Source organism: Ideonella sp. sgz306126, assembly GCF_056032705.1.
The window spans coordinates 899,681-916,024 of record NZ_JBVYWP010000001.1; the positions used below are offsets into that span (position 1 = coordinate 899,681).

The following is a 16,344-nucleotide window of genomic DNA, read 5'->3' on the forward strand; positions in this document are numbered from 1 at the left end:
CGCGTCAGGCCGACGAACCGTCGGCTTGCGCGGCCAACTGGGCCAGCTTCTCGTACAGAGTCGCCCGCGCGATGCCCAAGCGGCGAGAAGCGGCCAGCTTGTTGCCGCCGGTGGCCTGCAACGCGGCGCGGATGGTGGCAGCCTCCAGTTCGGCCACGGCCTGGGGCAAGGACTTGACGCAGCCAGGCTCGGGCGGCGCCGACCAGGGCGCGCCCGGGTCGGCCGGCGGGTCCCCCGGGTTCGTCGCGCCGGCCTGCGTCGACAAGGCGGTGATCGCCTCCCAGCCCGGCAGGCGGTCAAAGTGGCGCGCCGTCAACACCAGGTCGTCGCTCATCAGGCTGGCCTGTTCCAGCACATTGCGCAGCTCGCGGATGTTGCCGGGCCAGCGCTGGCGGGCGAGCAGGTCCAGCGCGTCGGCGCTGAGCGACCGGGGCGCCATGCTGCTGCGGCGCGCGATGTCGTCCAGCAAATGGTCGGCCAGCGCGTCCAGGTCGGCCAGGCGCTCGCGCAGCGCCGGCAGCCGGATCGGCAGCACGTTGAGGCGGTAGTAGAGGTCGGCACGGAAGCGGCCATCGGCCACCATGGCGGCCAGGTCGCGGCTGGTGGCCGCGATCACCCGCACGTTCAGCGTCTCGACCGCGTTGCTGCCCAGCGCCTCGACCTCCTGCTCCTGCAGCACCCGCAAGAGCTTGGCCTGCAGGGCCAGCGGCATGTCGCCGATCTCGTCCAGGAACAAGCTGCCGCCGTCGGCCAGCTTGAACTTGCCCGGCCGCCCCTTCTTGTCGGCACCGGTGTAGGCGCCGGCGGCGACGCCGAAGAACTCGGCTTCGAGCAAGGTGTCGGGCACCGCCGCGATGTTGACGCCGACGAAGGGGTGGGCCGCGCGCGGGCTGGCCGCATGGATCGCCTGCGCCATCAGTTCCTTGCCGGTGCCGGTCTCGCCGAGCAGCAGCACCGTGGCATCGCTGCCGGCGACGCGGCGGGCCTGGCGCTTGACTTCCACCACCGCCGGGCTGCTGCCGATGAAGCTGGCGATGGTGTATTTGGGCCGCCGGTTCTTCACCTGCTCGGCCGCCAGTTGGCGGCGGGCGTCTTCCAGCTCCAGATGCAGCCGATGGAACTTGCTCATCAGCGGCTGCATCGTGGTTTCGGGATGGTCGAGCAGGACCAGCCCGAGCGCGCCGATCACCCGGCCGGTGGCGTCGCGCAGCGGCAGCCGGCTGACCAGGAAGGTGCCGGCCTTGTTGGTCAGCAAATCCACCAGCATCGGCTGACCGCTCTCGATCACCTGGGCCATCAAGGTGTTGGGAACCACCTCCTCGACCCGCTTGCCGACGAAATCGGCCTCGCGCTCGAAGCCCAGCGCGGGCAGGAAGCGCTTGTAGCCATCGCTGATCCAGACGATGCGGTGTTGGCGATCGACCACCATCATGCCCTGCGCGCTCTGGGCGAAGAGGTCGAACATGCTGCGCGCGGCGAGCTTGAGCGCCTCATCGGCGTCGCGCGGCAAGATATCGGGCATCACGGGCATCACGGGCATCACGGGCATCACGGGCATCAGGGCGCCAGTGTATGAAGCGCGGACAGCCCCCGGCCCCGGGCTTGCCCGAAGAGCGGGCTGCAAGGGGTGGAATCTTCAGGGCAGGTCATTGTAATTGCGTAATTACAAGATTACAGTACCGCCCATGAGCGCTGACGCCAGTCCCCTGCGGGGGGTTTCCATGCACGATCAGGTGGCCGCCAGGCTGCGCGCGATGATGTTCGAGCGCCAGCTCGAACCGGGCGCCTGGATCGACGAGAAGGCGCTGGCCAACCGCTGGCAGATCAGCCGCACGCCCTTGCGCGAGGCGCTGAAGGTGTTGGCCGGCGAGGGCCTGGTGGAACTGGTGCCGCAGCGCGGCTGCAAGGTCGTGGCGCTGAGCGAGGCCGACGCCGAGGAGCTGTTCCCGGTGATGGCCCTGTTGGAAGGCCGTTGCGCCCGCGAGGCCACGCTCAAGGCCAGTGCCACCGAGCTGGCCGAGCTGGGCCGCCTGCACGACGAGCTGGAACGCTGCGCCGCAGCGCCGGACGTGGACGGCTACTACCGCACCAACCACGTGTTCCACAGCCGCGTCCAGCAGTTGGCGGGCAACCGCTGGCTGGACCGCTGCACCACGGATCTGCGCCGCTTCATGCGCCTGATGCGCGGCCGTCAGCTGAACCTGCCTGGCCGCATGGCCACCTCGATCGGCGAGCACCGGGCGCTGATGGCCGCCATGCGCGAGCGTGACGCGGCCGGTGCCCAGCAGGCCATGCACGACCATTTGCTGGCCCAGCTGGCAGCACTCAAGGCGCTCGATGCGCTGGCGACCATCCCTCCTGAGGAACCCTGCCATGCTGAATGAGTTGAAGGGTGCGGCGCGCCGCCTGCGTCAGGACCGCGTGCTGCGCGGCATGATCAGCGAATCCCGGCGCCTGCTCTCGCAACGGGGCGAGGCGAGCAGCCTGGCGATCGCCGGCGAGCTGGTGGCGCAGCTCGATGCGGCGCTGGCGGCCGACCCGAAGGAAGGCCTGATCGACGCCTTCTTCGACGCGCAGGCCGGCGCCTTCTCGCCGCAACCCGCCGACGTTCTGGCCGCCGCACAGGCCTATGCCGCCCGGCCCGAAGCCGACACGCTGATCCGCCTGACCCAGGCGGCCGAGCCGCCGCGGCAGGAGCTGTTCCGGCGCATCAACCGCAGTCCCGGCGGCACCGCCGTGCTGCTGCGGCTGCGCCATGCCCTGCTCGAACGCCTGGCGAAAAAGCCGGCCTGGAAAGCCGTGGATGCCGACCTGCGGCATCTGCTGTCGAGTTGGTTCAACCCCGGCTTCCTGGAGATGCGGCGGGTCGACTGGAACTCGCCGGCCCAGTTGCTGGAGCAGATCATCCACCACGAGGCCGTGCACGCGGTGGACGGCTGGGACGACCTGCGCCGGCGCCTGCTGCCGGACCGCCGCATGTTTGCGTTCTTCCATCCGCAGCTGCCGCAGGAGCCGCTGATCTTCGTCGAGGTGGCGCTGGTGCCGGAGATGGCCGACGCGATCGCGCCGCTGATCGACAAGCACGCCGCCGCCCTCGCGCCCGATCAGTTTAAGGTGGCGGTCTTCTACTCGATCAGCAACTGCCAGCCCGGCCTGCGGGGCGTGAATCTGGGCAATTTCCTGATCAAGCGGGTGGCCGAACACCTGAAGGCCGAATTGCCGCAGCTCAAGACCTTTTGCACCTTGTCGCCGATCCCCGGCTTCATGGCGTGGCTGAGCCGCACCACCGAAGACCTGGCGCCCGAGCGCAAGCCTGCGCTGGCGGCCCGGGTGCAGGCGGCGCGGGCCACCTTGCACGACGCGGTCGGCGGCGACTGGACCGCGCTGACGCGCACCGCCACGCACGCGGCGCTGCCCGCAGCGGCGCGCGAAGCACTGCTCTGCCTGGCGGCGTTCTATCTGGTGCATGTCTCGCCGCAGCCGGGGGGCGATCCGGTCGCCCGCTTCCACCTGGACAACGGCGCCCGGCTGGAACGTCTGAATCCCGGCGCCGACCTCTCCGTCAAGGGCTTGCGCCAGTCGGCCGGCCTGATGGTCAACTACCTCTACGATCTGGCCCGCATCGACACCTGCCACGACCGCTTCGTGCACGGCACCGTGGTCCACGCCCGCGCGATCGCCGCGCTGATCTGACCCCTGCCGCTCGCACCCACCGATGCCTGGACACATCCGCTTCGAACCCGCCGATGAGCAGGGCATCGCCCGCCTCGTCATCGCCAACCCGGGCAAGCTCAACGCGCTGGACACCGCCATGTGGCGCGAGCTGCGCGCCCATGCCGAGGCCTTGCAGGCGGCCGCGTCCCCGCCGCGCGTCGTGATCGTCCAGGGAGAAGGCGCCAGCTTCGTGGCCGGCGGCGACATCGCCGAGTTCCCCGATTTCCGCTTCGACGCAACGACCTTGGCGCAGTTCCACGAAGATCTGGTCGCCCCCGCGCTGTGGAGCCTGCTGGCCTGCGATGTGCCGCTGGTCGCGCAGATCCAGGGCGCCTGCGTCGGCGGCGGGCTGGAGATCGCCGCCTGCTGCGACCTGCGCCTGTGCGGCCAGGGCAGCCGCTTCGGCGTGCCGATCGCCCGGCTCGGCTTTCCGATGGCGCCGGCCGAGATCGAGATCGTCGCCCGCGTGATCGGCGAAACGGTCTTGCGCGAACTGCTGCTGGAAGCGCGCGTGCTCGACGCCGACGAAGCCCGCGAGCGCGGCCTCGTGACGCGGGTCGTGCCCGACACCGCGGTGGCCACCGAAGCCCTGGCCGCGGCGCGCCGCATCGCCGAACTCTCGCCGCAGGCCATGCGGCTGAACAAGCAGGCGCTGCGCCGCTTCGCCCAGGGCGCGCCCAGCCAGCGCGCCGAGCGCGAACCGCACTACGCCTACGCACCGTCCGACGAACACCGCGAAGGCCTCGCCGCCTTCAACGAGAAGCGGCCGGCGCGCTTTCGCTGATCCGCGGTCTGCCGCGTCCCCTCGAACTCCACCCACCTGACATCATGAACAACGAGAACCTGTTCGTCGCCTTGCGCAGCGCCTTCCCGGCCGACCTCGATGCCACAGCCATCGAGACCGCCGACGGCCCCGGCGCGCCGCTGTACTACACCTGGCGCGACCTGGAGCGAGGCAGCGCACGCATCGCCAATCTGCTCGACTCGCTCGACCTGCCGCCCCACAGCCGCGTGGCCGTGCAGACCGAGAAAAGCGTCGAGGCGCTGATGCTCTACCTGGCCGTGCTGCGCGCCGGCCACGTCTACCTGCCGCTGAACACCGCCTACCGCGAAGCCGAGATCGAGTACTTCATCGGCAACGCCGAGCCGGCCGTGGTGGTGACCACGACGAAGAACTTCACCTGGGTCAGCCGGATCGCGTTCAAGGCCGGCAGCGCCCAGGTCTACACGCTCAACGACGACCGCAGCGGCAGCCTGCTCGACCGCGCCGCCTACCAGGGCGACGCCCACACCCCGGCCGTCAAGCAGGCCGACGACCTGGCCGCGATTCTCTACACCAGCGGCACCACCGGGCGCAGCAAGGGTGCGATGCTGAGCCATGGCAATCTGCTGAGCAACGCCCGCGTGCTGAAGAACTACTGGGCCTGGCAGCCCGGCGACGTGCTGATCCACGTGTTGCCGATCTTCCATGTCCACGGCCTGTTCGTGGCCTCGCACGGTGCGCTGCTGAACGGCAGCAAGATGATCTGGTTCGCGAAGTTCGATCCTCGGGCCGTGGTCGCCCGCCTGCCCGAAGCCACGGTCTTCATGGGGGTTCCCACGCTCTACGTGCGCTTGCTGGCCGAGGCCGGTCTGACGCGCGAAGCCTGCCGCCGCATGCGTCTGTTCGTCAGCGGCTCCGCGCCGTTGCTGCTGGACACCTTCACGGCATGGCAACAGCGCACCGGCCACACCATTCTCGAACGCTACGGCATGAGCGAGACCGTGATGCTGACCAGCAACCCCTGCCGCCCCGAGGACGGCGCGCGCCGCGGCGGCACCGTCGGATTCGCGCTGCCCGGCGTGGCCGTGCGGGTCCAGGACGACGCCGGCCAGGCGCTGCCGGCCGGCGAGATCGGCGGCATCCAGGTGCGCGGCCCGAACGTCTTCCACGGCTACTGGCGCATGCCCGAGAAGACCCGCGAGGAGTTCACCGCCGACGGCTGGTTCAAGACCGGCGACGTCGGCATCGTCGATGCGGCGGGCTATGTGACCATCGTCGGCCGAAGCAAGGACCTGATCATCACCGGCGGCTACAACGTCTACCCGGCCGAAGTGGAGGCGACGATCAACGACCTGCCCGGCGTCGCCGAGAGCGCCGTCATCGGCGTGCCGCACCCCGATTTCGGCGAAGGCGTGGTGGCCGTCGTGGTGCCGCGCGAAGGCGCCGCACTGACGGCCGACGCGGTGGCTGCGGCGCTCAAGCAGCGGATCGCCAACTTCAAGGTCCCCAAGCAGGTCTTCGTGGTGGCCGAATTGCCGCGCAACACGATGGGCAAGGTGCAGAAGAACCTGCTGCGCGAGCAGCACGCCGCGCTGTTCTCGGGCGCCTGAGCCACCTCCCTGGCCGTGTGCGAAAGCCGGCGCGCCTGCGTCGTCGGCGCGACGCCGGGCACGATGAACGTGAACGAGCTCACCGTCCGGTGCCGGACGGTGAGGCGTCGTGCGCGAGCGCTCGATAGCATCCGCGCTCACCCGACAACGCCTCGCCCGCCGAGGCCTCGCTCATGACCTTGACCCCGATATCCCGCCGCCTGGCGATCGCCACCCTGCCGCTGCTGCTGCTGCTGGCCTGCGCCACGCCCAAGCCCCCCGCGCCAGCGCCCTACCGCGGACCGGTGCTGCAGATCGAGCAATTGGACCGCGGCGTGCAGATCGTGCTGCCCGCCACGGTGCTGTTCGAGAGCGGCCAGGCGCTGTTCAACACCGAAGCCGCCGGCCCCTACCTGGACCGGGTCGCGTTCCTGCTGACCCACAAGACCGGCAAGCGGATCTCGGTCGAGGGACACACCGACGCCGATGGCAGCGCGGAGCTGAACCAGGCCTTGTCGCTGGCCCGCGCGCAGGCCGTGGCACAGGCCCTGGCCAGCCGCGGCGTCGCGCCGCAACGCATGCAGACCGAAGGCTTTTCGTTCAACCGGCCGGTGGCTTCGAACGCCACCGAGGAAGGCAAGCGCCTGAACCGGCGGGTCGAACTGATCGTGCTGGACGAAAAGGTCGCTGCACTGACCTCGGGCGAGCCCAGCGGCGCGTTCGAATCGGCGTGGGCCAAGCTCAAGGGCCTGATCGAGCGCGGACTGGTCAAGCCGGTCGCCGGCGCGGCGTCGCAACCGTGAACGGCCCCGCCGAGCGGGCGTCGCTGGCACGCCGCGGCTGGCTGCTGGGCGCAGCAGGCACGATCGGCGGATGGGCCACGTCGCCTGCAACGTCCGCGGCAGTCCCCCACCCGCGCGAGCCTCTCCGGCCGCCACCGTCGCGGCCTCGCATCGGCCTGGCGCTGGGTGGCGGCTCGGCGCGCGGTTTCGCGCACATCGGCGTGCTGAAGGCGCTGGACCAGGCCGGCATCCGGCCGGAGGTCGTGGCCGGCACCAGCGCCGGCGCACTGGTCGGCGCCTTCTACGCGGCGGGCTGGACGCCCTGGCAGATCGAAAGCTTCGCGCTGCAGGTGCGCGAGGCCGACATGGCCGATTTCACCAGCTCCGGCCAGCGGGGGATGCTGGCCGGCGATGCGCTCGCACGGGTCGTCGACGAACGACTCAAGTCGGCCCGGATCGAAACCCTGCGCACCCGTTTCGCGGCCGTTGCGACCGACCTCAAGACCGGCGAGCTGGCGCTGCTGCGCCAGGGTCCGGTGGCCGATGCCGTGCGGGCCTCGTGCAGCATCCCGGGCGTGTTCGTGCCCAAGGACTTGAACGGCCGCGAACTGGTGGACGGCGGCCTGGTATCGCCGCTGCCCGTGGGCTCGGCCCGGCAGCTGGGCTGCGACCTGGTGATCGCGGTCGACGTCGCCGCGCGCCCCCAGCGCTCCAGCCTCCTCGGGCTGTACGACGTCGTCCTGCAGTCGTTCGAGATCATGGGCCGCGCCCTGGCCGACCAGGAGGGTCGCAGCGCCGACCTGCTGATCCGCCCCGACACCGGCCGGTTCGCCAGCACCGATTTCAGTGCCCGGCGCGAAATGATCCAGGCCGGCTACGAGGCCGCCCAGGCGCTGCTGCCGGCGCTTCAGCAGCGCCTGCTGCGCAGCGCCTCGCCGCGGCCGACCGGGCGCGGCTGACGCCGCTGCGCCGGGCCGACGCTATTCGTCGCTGTCGCCGTCGTTGCCCGCAGGCTGGCTGGCCGCCTCGGGGCGCAACCCGGCCTGCGGCCGCAACGGCAGCACGCCGCCGCCCAAGCCCAGCGGGCGGTTCTGCACCGCGCCGAACAAGACCCCGCCCGGCGGCGGGCTGACCCGCGCGACCGGCAACGCCGGCGCGGAGCGATTGGCCGTGGCCGGGTCGGGCAGACTCAGTTCGATGGTCGGGGCACCGCCGCGCGGGCCCAACTGCACCGAGCGCTTGGAGACCGACAGCAGCACCGTGTCGCCCTCCACCACGGCGCCGGTGCGCCAGGCCTTCGCCGGCTGGTCGCCCACCGCGATCAGGGCCACCCCCTGCGGCGAGGTGCCCGCGCCGCGCGGCGCCACCACGCCCAGCAGGTGGTAGCGTTCGTCTGAGCTCGGTGCGTCCTCCTCGGCGTCGGCCGGGGCGGCGGCACCCAGCAAGCGCCCCAGGTCGCCGCCCATCGCCACGTGGCGCATCGGCAAGTGCGCCTGCGCCGGCAGACCCGGGCGTGGCGCGGCCAGCCTCAATCCCCAGAACAACAGGCTGGCCGACACCACGGCCCACAGCCCGAAGCTTAACAATTTGGTCCGCATCCGACGATTATGATGCAGCCACTTCGAGGCCCGCACACGCCGCACCCCCCACCATCATGACGACTGCCCCCCTGCTCCACCGCACCCGCCCGGCGCCCCGTCGTCGCGGCTTCACGCTGATCGAGTTGATGGTGGTCCTGGTGATCATCGGCGTGCTGGCGGCGCTGATCGTGCCCAACGTGCTCGAACGTGCCGACGACGCCCGAGTCACCGCGGCACGCACCGATGTGGGTAACCTGATGCAGGCGCTCAAGCTCTACAAGCTCGACAACCAGCGCTATCCGACTGCCGAACAGGGCCTGCAGGCGCTGGTGACGCGCCCCACCACCGAGCCGATCCCGCCGAACTGGAAGACCTACCTCGACAAGCTGCCCAAGGACCCGTGGGGTCACGACTATCAGTACGCGAACCCGGGCGTGAAGGGCGAGATCGACGTGTTCAGCTACGGCGCCGACGGCCAGCCCGGGGGCGAGGGCAAGGACGCCGATATTGGCTCCTGGCAGTAACCCCGGCCGCCGGCCACTGGGCGCGACGCCTGCCGGCTTCACGCTGCTGGAGCTGATGGTGGTGATGGCCTTGCTGGCGATCGCCGTCGCGCTGGTGACGCTGTCGCTGCGCGATCGCGATGCCAGCCAGCTCGATGAAGAGGCGGTGCGGCTGTCGGCCTTGTTCGAAGGGGCCCGGGCGCGCTCTCGCGCCACCGGCCAGGAAGTGCTGTGGCACCCCGCGGGGCCGAACGGCACCGGCTTCGAGTTCAGCGGACTGTCGTCCGACGCGGGCCTGCCGTCGGCCTGGCTCGACGACCGCACCCGGGCCGAGGTGATCGGCGCACCGGTGGTGCGCCTGGGGCCCGAGCCAGTGATCGGCGCGCAGCGCGTGGTGCTGCACCTCGAAGATCGCCAGTTGGTGCTCGCCACCGATGGCCTGGCACCGTTCGCGGTGCTCGACAGCGGCGCCGCCACCGCGGTGCAGTGACGCCATGCGCCGCCTCCTGAGCCCGGGATTCACGCTGGTCGAGGTGCTGGTGGCGGTGGCCATCGTCGCGGTGGTGCTGGCCGCCGGCAGCCGTGCCGGCGGCGCCCTGCTGAACAACGCGCAGCGGCTCTCCAACGTCACGCTGGGCCAGTGGTGCGCCGAGAACCAGCTCGCCAATCTGCGTCTGGCCAAGGTCTTTCCCGACGTCGGCGAAGCCAACTCGGAATGCACCGAGCTCGGCAGCCGATTCCGCCTGACCCAAACGGTGCGGGCGTCGTTCAACCCGAGCTTCCGGATCGTCGACCTGTCGGTCGCGACCGAGGACGCGACGCCGCTGCTGCGCCTGTCGGTGATCGTGCCGAGGTATTGAGATGCGGTCCCGCCGGCGTCCGTCGACAGCACCGCGCGGCTTCACGCTGGTCGAGGTGCTGGTGGCGATGTTCATCATGTCGGTCCTGGCACTGATGGCCTGGCGCGGCGTCGACGCGCTCGCCCGCACCCGCGATGGCGCCCGCGAGAACACCGAGCGCGTGCTGCGCCTGGACACCGTGCTGGCCCAATGGCAGGACGATCTGCAGCAGGTCCAGGACACGCCCGCCGTGCCGCCGCTGAGCTTCGATGGCGGCTCGTTGCGGCTGAGCCGGCGCAGCCCCCAGGGCATGGAATACGTGGTCTGGACCCGGCAGGGCAACCAGCTGTGGCGCTGGGCCTCGCCGCCGGTGACGCGGGTGCAGGACCTGCAGCAATGGTGGCTGCGCGGCCAGCAGTGGTCGGCCATCAGCGCCGACGCGCTGGCCATGCTCGACGGCGTGTCCAGCCTGCAGGTCTATTACTTCCAGGTCGGCGACAACGCATGGTCCAACGCCCAGTCGACCGGCAACGTCGGCCCCGCCACCGCGGCACCGGCCGCGTCGTCGGCCTCGTCGGCCACGCCCGGCACCGATCACGACGCCTTGCCCAAGGGCGTGCGGCTCGTGCTGGGCCTGCCCGGCGGCACGCTGACCCGCGACCTGCTGCTGACGCCATGAGACGCCCTTCGCGCCCTGCGCAACGCGGCGCCGCCCTGTTGCTGGCGATGCTGATCGTGGCTCTGGTGGCCACCTTGTCGGCCGGCATGGTCTGGCAGCAATGGCAGGCGATCGAGGTCGAGAGCGCGGAGCGCGCCCGCACGCAGGCCGCCTGGCTGGTGCAGGGCGCGGTCGACTGGGCCCGCCTGATCCTGCGCACCGATGCCCAGGACACCAAGCATGCCAACATCGATTCGCTCGACGAGGTCTGGGCGACGCCGCTCAAGGACGTGAAGCTCTCCGAATTCCTCGCCGCCGACCGCAACAACAGCACCGACGTGACGCTGGACGCCTTTCTGTCGGGCCAGATCAGCGACGCGCAGGCTCGCTACAACCTGCGCAACCTGCTCGACGACGACCCGGAGGTCGCGATGCTGCAGTTCAGGGTGCTGCAGCGGTTGACCCAGATCCTGGGCCTGCCCAGCGACCTGGCGCCGCGCATCGCCGACGGCATGCGTGGCGCCGACAAGGCCGAGAACCAGCTCGATGCCAACCAGAAGGTCTCGCCGGATTCGCCGCTGGCACCGCAGCGGCTGAGCGACCTGGCCTGGCTGGGCCTGGACCCGCAGCAGATCGACCGCCTGAAACCCTTCGTGACCATCCTGCCCGCGGAGACGCCGGTCAACATCAACACCGCCCCGCCCGAGGTGCTGATGGCCTCGATCGACGGCCTGGACCGCGCCAGCGCCGAGCGCCTGATGCAGGCCCGCCTGAACGGTGGCCTCGCGCGCGTCGCCGCAGCCTCCGCCTACCTGCCCAAGAACCTGAGCGTCGACCCCCGCCTGCTGGGGGTCAATTCGAGCTTTTTCGACATCCTGGGCGAACTCCGCTACGACGATTTCGTGCTGCGCGAGCTGACCCTGGTCCAACGCCGGGGTCAGGACGTGCAGGTGATGTGGCGCGAGACCCTGCCCCCAGAATCATGAGCGCCGCCGCCGTGGGCCGACATGGCGGCCACCATAATGAGATACAACCCGGCCTTGCCGCCGGGAGCCTGAAGTCATTGCTCCCCTGCCGACAACCTGGCCTGCCCTGTCCATGTCCTTATTGATTGTTCAGCTGCCGTCGCCGCCACGGCTCACCGCCCAGCAGATGCCGGCGCGCGTCGCGCCGGACTCGACCGAGCTGAACTACGTCCTCAGTGCCGACGGGGTGCAGGTGAACCGCCAGGGTCGCCAGACGGCCGCCCTGCTGCCCCGCGCGCAGACGACGATCGCGGTGCTGGCGCCGGGCGATCTCGCCTGGCACCGCCTGACCGCCCCCAAAGCCCCGGCCAATCGCCTGCGCGCGGCCCTGGCCGGCGTGCTGGAGGAATCGCTGCTCGACGACGAAGCCGATCTTCACCTGGCCGTCGCGCCGAACTGGAAGGCCGGCGAAGCCGGCTGGGTGGCGGCGGCGGCCCGGCCGTGGCTCAAGGCGCAGATCGACGCGCTGGAGGCCACCGGGCTGTCAGTGGACCGGTTGGTGCCGGCCTGGGCGCCGGACGACACGCCCGCCGCCCACGTCTTCAACCCGGGCGACGGCGGCGGCAGCCAGCTCGCCTGGCGCGACGAGCACGGGCCGCTGTGCCTGCCGCTGGCCGGCGGCGGTGCCCGCAGCCTGCTGGAACGCCGGCAGGCCGGCCGCGCGGTGCGCTGGTCGGCCACGCCCGACTGCGCCAGCGAGGCCGCCAGCCTGGCCGGCGACACCGTGGCCGCGCTGTCGCCGGCCGATTTCCTGCTGGCGGCGGCGCGCAGCGACTGGAATCTGCGCCAGTTCGACCTCAGCCCGCAGCGCCGCGGCAGCCGCATCGCACGCGACCTGCTGCAGCGCTTGCTGCGCGACCGGGCCTGGCGCCCGGTGCGCTACGGCCTGGCAGCCCTGCTGTTGGTGAACCTGGTCGGGCTCAACGCCTGGGCCTGGCAGCAGCGCCAGGCCCTGGAGGCGCAAAAGCGCAGCCTCGTCAGCGTGTTGCAGACGAGCTTTCCGAAGGTGCGGGCGGTGATCGACGCGCCGGCGCAGATGCAAAAGGAAGTCGAGCGCCTGCGTGCCGCCGCCGGTCAGCCCGGTGAAGGCGACCTGGAGCCGATGCTGTCGGCGGTCGCATCGGCCTGGCCGGCCTCGCGCGGGCCGGCCGACTCGATCAAGTTCGAACCCGGCCGCCTGACCCTGGGCAGCGCCGGCTGGACCCCGGCCGAGGTCCAGGCCTTGCGCAACGCGCTGCAGGTGCAGGGGCTGGACGCCGAATCCGCCGCGGGGCGCCTGGTGATCAGCCGACGGGCGCCCGGCGGCGCCGGAGAGCCCCGATGAACCCGTTGATGCAAGCCCTGCGACCCTACTGGAACGGGTTGTCGCAACGCGAACGCCAGGCCGTCATCGCAGCGGCACTCGCGCTGTCGCTGTTGCTGGTGTGGGCCGTCGGCGTGCGACCCGCCTGGCGCACCTGGAAAGAGGTGCCGGGCGAACGCGAGGCTGTCGAGGCGCAGATCCTGCAAATGAAAGGGCTGGCGGCCGAAGCCCACGAACTCGGCGCCTTGCCGCCGGTGAGCGCAGAGCAATCGGCACAGGCCTTGAAGGCCGCCACCGACCGTCTCGGCAGCAAGGCCAGGTTGCAGGTGCAGGGCGACCGCGCCACGCTGACGCTGACCGGCGTCGATGCGCAACCGTTCAGCGCCTGGCTGGCCGAAGTCCGCAGCGGCGCGCGCGCCCGCCCCATCGATCTCCAGCTCAGCCGCAACGGCAGCAGCTTGAGCGGCCAGGTGGTGGTCAGCCTGGCGGGCGGCGGCGAATGAGCATGAAACCGACGCTCTCGCTGGTGCGGGCCTCGGCCGCTCGCCCGCCCACGGGCAAGAAGGGGGCCCGCACGCCGACCGGTTCGGTACGCTGGGGCGCCGCAGGCCTGGTGGTCGGCGCTGCGCTGGCCCTGTTCGCCTTCGCGCCGGCAGCGTGGCTTGCGCGCGCGGTGACCCAGGCCACCCAGGGCCGGCTGCTGCTGGCCGAGCCGGCGGGCACGGTGTGGCAGGGCAGCGCGCTGCTGGTGCTGAGCGGCGGTCCGCGCGACGCCGCGGTGCTGCCTTCGCGGCTGCAGTGGACGCTGCGACCCTTCTGGGGCGGCCTTCGCCTCGGCCTGACCCAGGCCTGCTGCCTGAAGGGCACGCCGACGCTGACCTGGCGTCCGCGCTGGGGCGCCCAGCAATGGCAGCTTCAGACGGACACCGACGTCGTGGGGCAGTGGCCGGCCGCTTGGCTGGAAGGGCTGGGCGCGCCGCTGAACACCTTGCGCCCCAGCGGTTCGCTGACCTTGACGGCGCGCGCGCTGAGCCTGGACGAGGCGCAGGGCCGCTGGCAGCTGCATGGGCAGGCCTGGCTGGACCTGCAGCAGATGTCGTCGCGTCTGACGACGGTCGAGCCGCTGGGCAGCTATCGCCTCAGCCTGTCGCCGCGCGGCGACAGCGCGCTGCAAGTGCAGCTCAGCACCCTGTCCGGCGCGCTGCAACTCAGCGGCAACGGGCAGATCGGGACCAACGGCGGGCACTTCGAAGGCCAGGCCCAGGCGGCGCCGGGTTTCGAGGCGCCGCTGAACAATCTGCTGAACATCATCGGCCAGCGCAACGGCGCCCTGGCCCGCATTTCGATCGGGTGACCATGACTTTGCACGCCACTTCCTCTCGCCCCGCTCGGCCGACCCCCTCGGCCCGGCCTGCAGCGCCGCTGCTGCTGGCGCTGCTGCTCGGGCTTCACGGCGCGCCGCGCGCGGCCGAGACCGAGATGCCGATGCCCTCGACGCATGCGCGCGCGCCGGTGACGCTGAATTTCGTCAACGCCGACATCGAGATGGTCTCGCGGGCGATCGCGGCCATGCTGGATCGCCAGATCATCGTCGACCCACGCGTCAAAGGCCAGCTCACGATCACCAGCGACAAGGCGCTGCCGCCCCAGGAGGCCTGGCGCAACTACCTGGCGGCACTGCGCGGCCTGGGCTTCACCGTGGTCGAGAACGCGGGCCTGCTGAAGGTGGTACCCGAAGCCGAGGCCAAGCTGCAGGCGGGCACGGTGTCGGTGGGCGCGCCGTCGGCGCGCGGCGACCAGATCCTGACCCAGATCTTCCACCTGGACCACGAGAACCCGAACAACCTGGTGCCGGTGCTGCGGCCGCTGATCAGCGCCAACAACACGATCAACGCCAACGCCAGCAGCAGCACGCTGGTGATCACCGACTACGCCGACAACCTGCAACGCCTGGGCAAGATCATCGCCGCGCTCGACCAGCCCGCGGCGTCCGAGGTGGCGGTGGTGCGCCTGAAGCATGCGGTGGCGTCCGACCTCGCCCCGCTGGTGCAGAAGCTCGCCGACAACGGCCCGACCCTCGGCGCGCCGGGCGCGGTGGCGCTGCAGTCCACCGGCACCACGGTGCTGATCGAGCCGCGCAGCAACTCGCTGATCGTGCGCGCGGCCAATCCGGCCCGGATGGCCGCGGTGCGCCAACTGATCGACCAGCTCGACCAACCCACGCCCGGCGGCGGCCCCGCCGGCAACATCTGGGTCGTCTACCTCAAGAACGCCGACGCCACCAAGCTCGCCGAGGTGCTGCGTGCCGCGCTGGCCGGCGGCGGCAGCAGCAGTACGGCGGCCGGCAGCATCGGCAACGCGCGCACGGGGGGCAGCGGCCTGTCGGCCAGCGGCAGCCTGCTCGGGCAGGCCGGTGCCGCCGGCGGCAATGCCGCCGCGTCGGGCACCGGGACCGCCAGCGCCGCCGCCACCACGCCCGTGGCGGCCTCGCCGCAACCGTCCACCGGCGGCCAGATCCAGGCCGACCCGTCGACCAACTCGCTGATCATCTCGGCGCCCGAGCCGGTCTACCGTCAGTTGCGCGAGGTGATCGACCAGCTCGACCAGCGCCGTGCGCAGATCTATGTCGAGTCGATGATCGTCAAGGTCGACGCGTCGAAGGAGGCCGATTTCGGCATCCAGTGGCAGGATTTGCTGGCCAACAATTCCAAGACCACCGGCCTCGCGATCGGCACCAACTTCGGCACCGGCGGCAACAACATCATCAACCTGTCGCTGGCCGGCGGCGCCACCTCGACCAGTTCCGGCACCTCGGTGACCGTGCCGGGCCAGGGCCTGAACGTCGGGCTGATCACCAAGATCAACGGCATCTACACGCTGGGCGCCCTGGCGAATTTCCTGCAGACCAAGGCCGGGGCGAACGTGCTGTCGACACCCAACCTGGTCGCGCTGGACGGCGAGGAGGCCAAGATCGTGGTCGGCCAGAACGTGCCGTTCATCACCGGCTCGTACACCAACACCGGCTCGGGCACCGGCGCCACCAACCCGTTCCAGACCATCGAACGCAAGGACGTGGGCCTGACGCTGCGCATCAAGAGCCAGGTCGGCGAGGGCAACACCGTGCGCATGACGATCTACCAGGAAAACTCGTCGGTCAACCAGAACACCACGGCGGGGCTGATCACCGACAAGAGCTCGGTCGAGACCACCGTGGTCGTCAACGATGGCCAGATGATGGTGCTGGGCGGGCTGATGAAGGATGAATATTCGGACAGCGACGGCCAGGTGCCGGGCCTGTCCAGCCTGCCGCTGATCGGCAACCTGTTCCGCAACAACACGCGGACCCGGGTCAAGACCGATCTGATGGTGTTCCTGCGGCCGGTCGTGATCCGCGACCAGCAGGCCTCCGACCAGTTGGTGATGGACCGCTACGAGGCGATCCGCGCGCTGCAGCAGAACAGCCAGCCCGAGCCCAGCCGGCTCACGCCGATCAACGAGTCGGCGGTGCTGCCGCCGCTGCAGAACGGCCGACCGGTGACGCCGATGCCGCCTGCTGCGCCGGCCTCCGCCGCCGGCGGCCACTGAACT

The 16,344-nt window shown here is 71.0% G+C and carries 17 protein-coding genes; 15 read left to right on the forward strand and 2 right to left on the reverse strand.

The features are described from left to right. Window positions 1–4: 4 nt before the first annotated feature. Window positions 5–1,531: a sigma-54 interaction domain-containing protein gene (locus tag AC0N04_RS04225; RefSeq protein ID WP_474279068.1), complete on the reverse strand. Its 1,527-nt coding sequence runs from the start codon at window positions 1,529–1,531 to the stop codon at window positions 5–7. A gap of 154 nt (window positions 1,532–1,685) precedes the next feature. Between AC0N04_RS04225 and AC0N04_RS04230 the strand changes: the two genes are divergently transcribed. The 6 genes from AC0N04_RS04230 (at window position 1,686) to AC0N04_RS04255 (ending at window position 7,807) form a co-directional block, all read left to right on the forward strand. Beyond that, window positions 1,686–2,384, forward strand: coding sequence for a GntR family transcriptional regulator (locus AC0N04_RS04230; protein WP_474278935.1), 699 nt, complete (start codon window positions 1,686–1,688; stop codon window positions 2,382–2,384). Further along, complete coding sequence (locus AC0N04_RS04235) at window positions 2,374–3,693, forward strand: malonyl-CoA decarboxylase domain-containing protein (protein WP_474278937.1); 1,320 nt, start codon at window positions 2,374–2,376, stop codon at window positions 3,691–3,693. The genes AC0N04_RS04230 and AC0N04_RS04235 overlap by 11 nt, the downstream gene beginning before the upstream one ends. A gap of 22 nt (window positions 3,694–3,715) precedes the next feature. After that, window positions 3,716–4,498: an enoyl-CoA hydratase/isomerase family protein gene (locus AC0N04_RS04240; RefSeq protein ID WP_474278939.1), complete on the forward strand. Its 783-nt coding sequence runs from the start codon at window positions 3,716–3,718 to the stop codon at window positions 4,496–4,498. 44 nt (window positions 4,499–4,542) lie between these two features. After that, window positions 4,543–6,087 (forward strand): malonate--CoA ligase, encoded by a 1,545-nt coding sequence (locus AC0N04_RS04245; RefSeq protein ID WP_474278940.1) that lies wholly within the window; start codon window positions 4,543–4,545, stop codon window positions 6,085–6,087. Window positions 6,088–6,260: 173 nt separating this feature from the next. Further along, complete coding sequence (locus tag AC0N04_RS04250) at window positions 6,261–6,869, forward strand: OmpA family protein (protein ID WP_474278942.1); 609 nt, start codon at window positions 6,261–6,263, stop codon at window positions 6,867–6,869. Beyond that, window positions 6,866–7,807: a patatin-like phospholipase family protein gene (locus AC0N04_RS04255; protein ID WP_474278944.1), complete on the forward strand. Its 942-nt coding sequence runs from the start codon at window positions 6,866–6,868 to the stop codon at window positions 7,805–7,807. The genes AC0N04_RS04250 and AC0N04_RS04255 overlap by 4 nt, the downstream gene beginning before the upstream one ends. A 21-nt stretch (window positions 7,808–7,828) precedes the next feature. On the opposite strand, the gene AC0N04_RS04260 is transcribed toward AC0N04_RS04255, so the two are convergent. Further along, a complete protein-coding gene (locus AC0N04_RS04260) occupies window positions 7,829–8,446 on the reverse strand; it encodes a hypothetical protein (protein ID WP_474278946.1) in 618 nt (205 codons plus the stop codon). Between the two features lie 56 nt (window positions 8,447–8,502). Between AC0N04_RS04260 and gspG the strand changes: the two genes are divergently transcribed. The 9 genes from gspG to gspD all read left to right on the forward strand — a co-directional run bounded on the left by gspG (window position 8,503) and on the right by gspD (window position 16,341). Further along, window positions 8,503–8,952 carry a type II secretion system major pseudopilin GspG gene (gene gspG / locus AC0N04_RS04265; protein WP_474278948.1) on the forward strand — a complete coding sequence of 150 codons (450 nt, stop codon included), beginning with the start codon at window positions 8,503–8,505 and terminating at the stop codon, window positions 8,950–8,952. Further along, window positions 8,936–9,421: a prepilin-type N-terminal cleavage/methylation domain-containing protein gene (locus AC0N04_RS04270; RefSeq protein WP_474278950.1), complete on the forward strand. Its 486-nt coding sequence runs from the start codon at window positions 8,936–8,938 to the stop codon at window positions 9,419–9,421. The genes gspG and AC0N04_RS04270 overlap by 17 nt, the downstream gene beginning before the upstream one ends. Before the next feature lie 4 nt (window positions 9,422–9,425). Then, complete coding sequence (gene gspI, locus AC0N04_RS04275) at window positions 9,426–9,791, forward strand: type II secretion system minor pseudopilin GspI (RefSeq protein WP_474278952.1); 366 nt, start codon at window positions 9,426–9,428, stop codon at window positions 9,789–9,791. Window position 9,792: 1 nt separating this feature from the next. Continuing rightward, window positions 9,793–10,449, forward strand: a complete 657-nt coding sequence (locus tag AC0N04_RS04280; protein WP_474278954.1) for a PulJ/GspJ family protein — start codon at window positions 9,793–9,795, stop codon at window positions 10,447–10,449. After that, a complete protein-coding gene (gene gspK, locus AC0N04_RS04285) occupies window positions 10,446–11,414 on the forward strand; it encodes a type II secretion system minor pseudopilin GspK (protein ID WP_474278956.1) in 969 nt (322 codons plus the stop codon). Before AC0N04_RS04280 ends, gspK begins: the two co-directional genes overlap by 4 nt. A gap of 112 nt (window positions 11,415–11,526) precedes the next feature. Continuing rightward, window positions 11,527–12,777: a type II secretion system protein GspL gene (gspL, locus tag AC0N04_RS04290; protein ID WP_474278958.1), complete on the forward strand. Its 1,251-nt coding sequence runs from the start codon at window positions 11,527–11,529 to the stop codon at window positions 12,775–12,777. Then, window positions 12,774–13,259, forward strand: a complete 486-nt coding sequence (gene gspM, locus AC0N04_RS04295; protein ID WP_474278960.1) for a type II secretion system protein GspM — start codon at window positions 12,774–12,776, stop codon at window positions 13,257–13,259. Before gspL ends, gspM begins: the two co-directional genes overlap by 4 nt. A gap of 2 nt (window positions 13,260–13,261) precedes the next feature. Further along, window positions 13,262–14,110, forward strand: a complete 849-nt coding sequence (gene gspN / locus AC0N04_RS04300) for a type II secretion system protein N (RefSeq protein WP_474278962.1) — start codon at window positions 13,262–13,264, stop codon at window positions 14,108–14,110. 2 nt (window positions 14,111–14,112) lie between these two features. After that, the gene (gspD, locus tag AC0N04_RS04305; protein WP_474278964.1) at window positions 14,113–16,341 is read left to right on the forward strand and encodes a type II secretion system secretin GspD; all 2,229 of its coding nucleotides are present in this window, start codon (window positions 14,113–14,115) and stop codon (window positions 16,339–16,341) included. Window positions 16,342–16,344 lie beyond the last annotated feature (3 nt).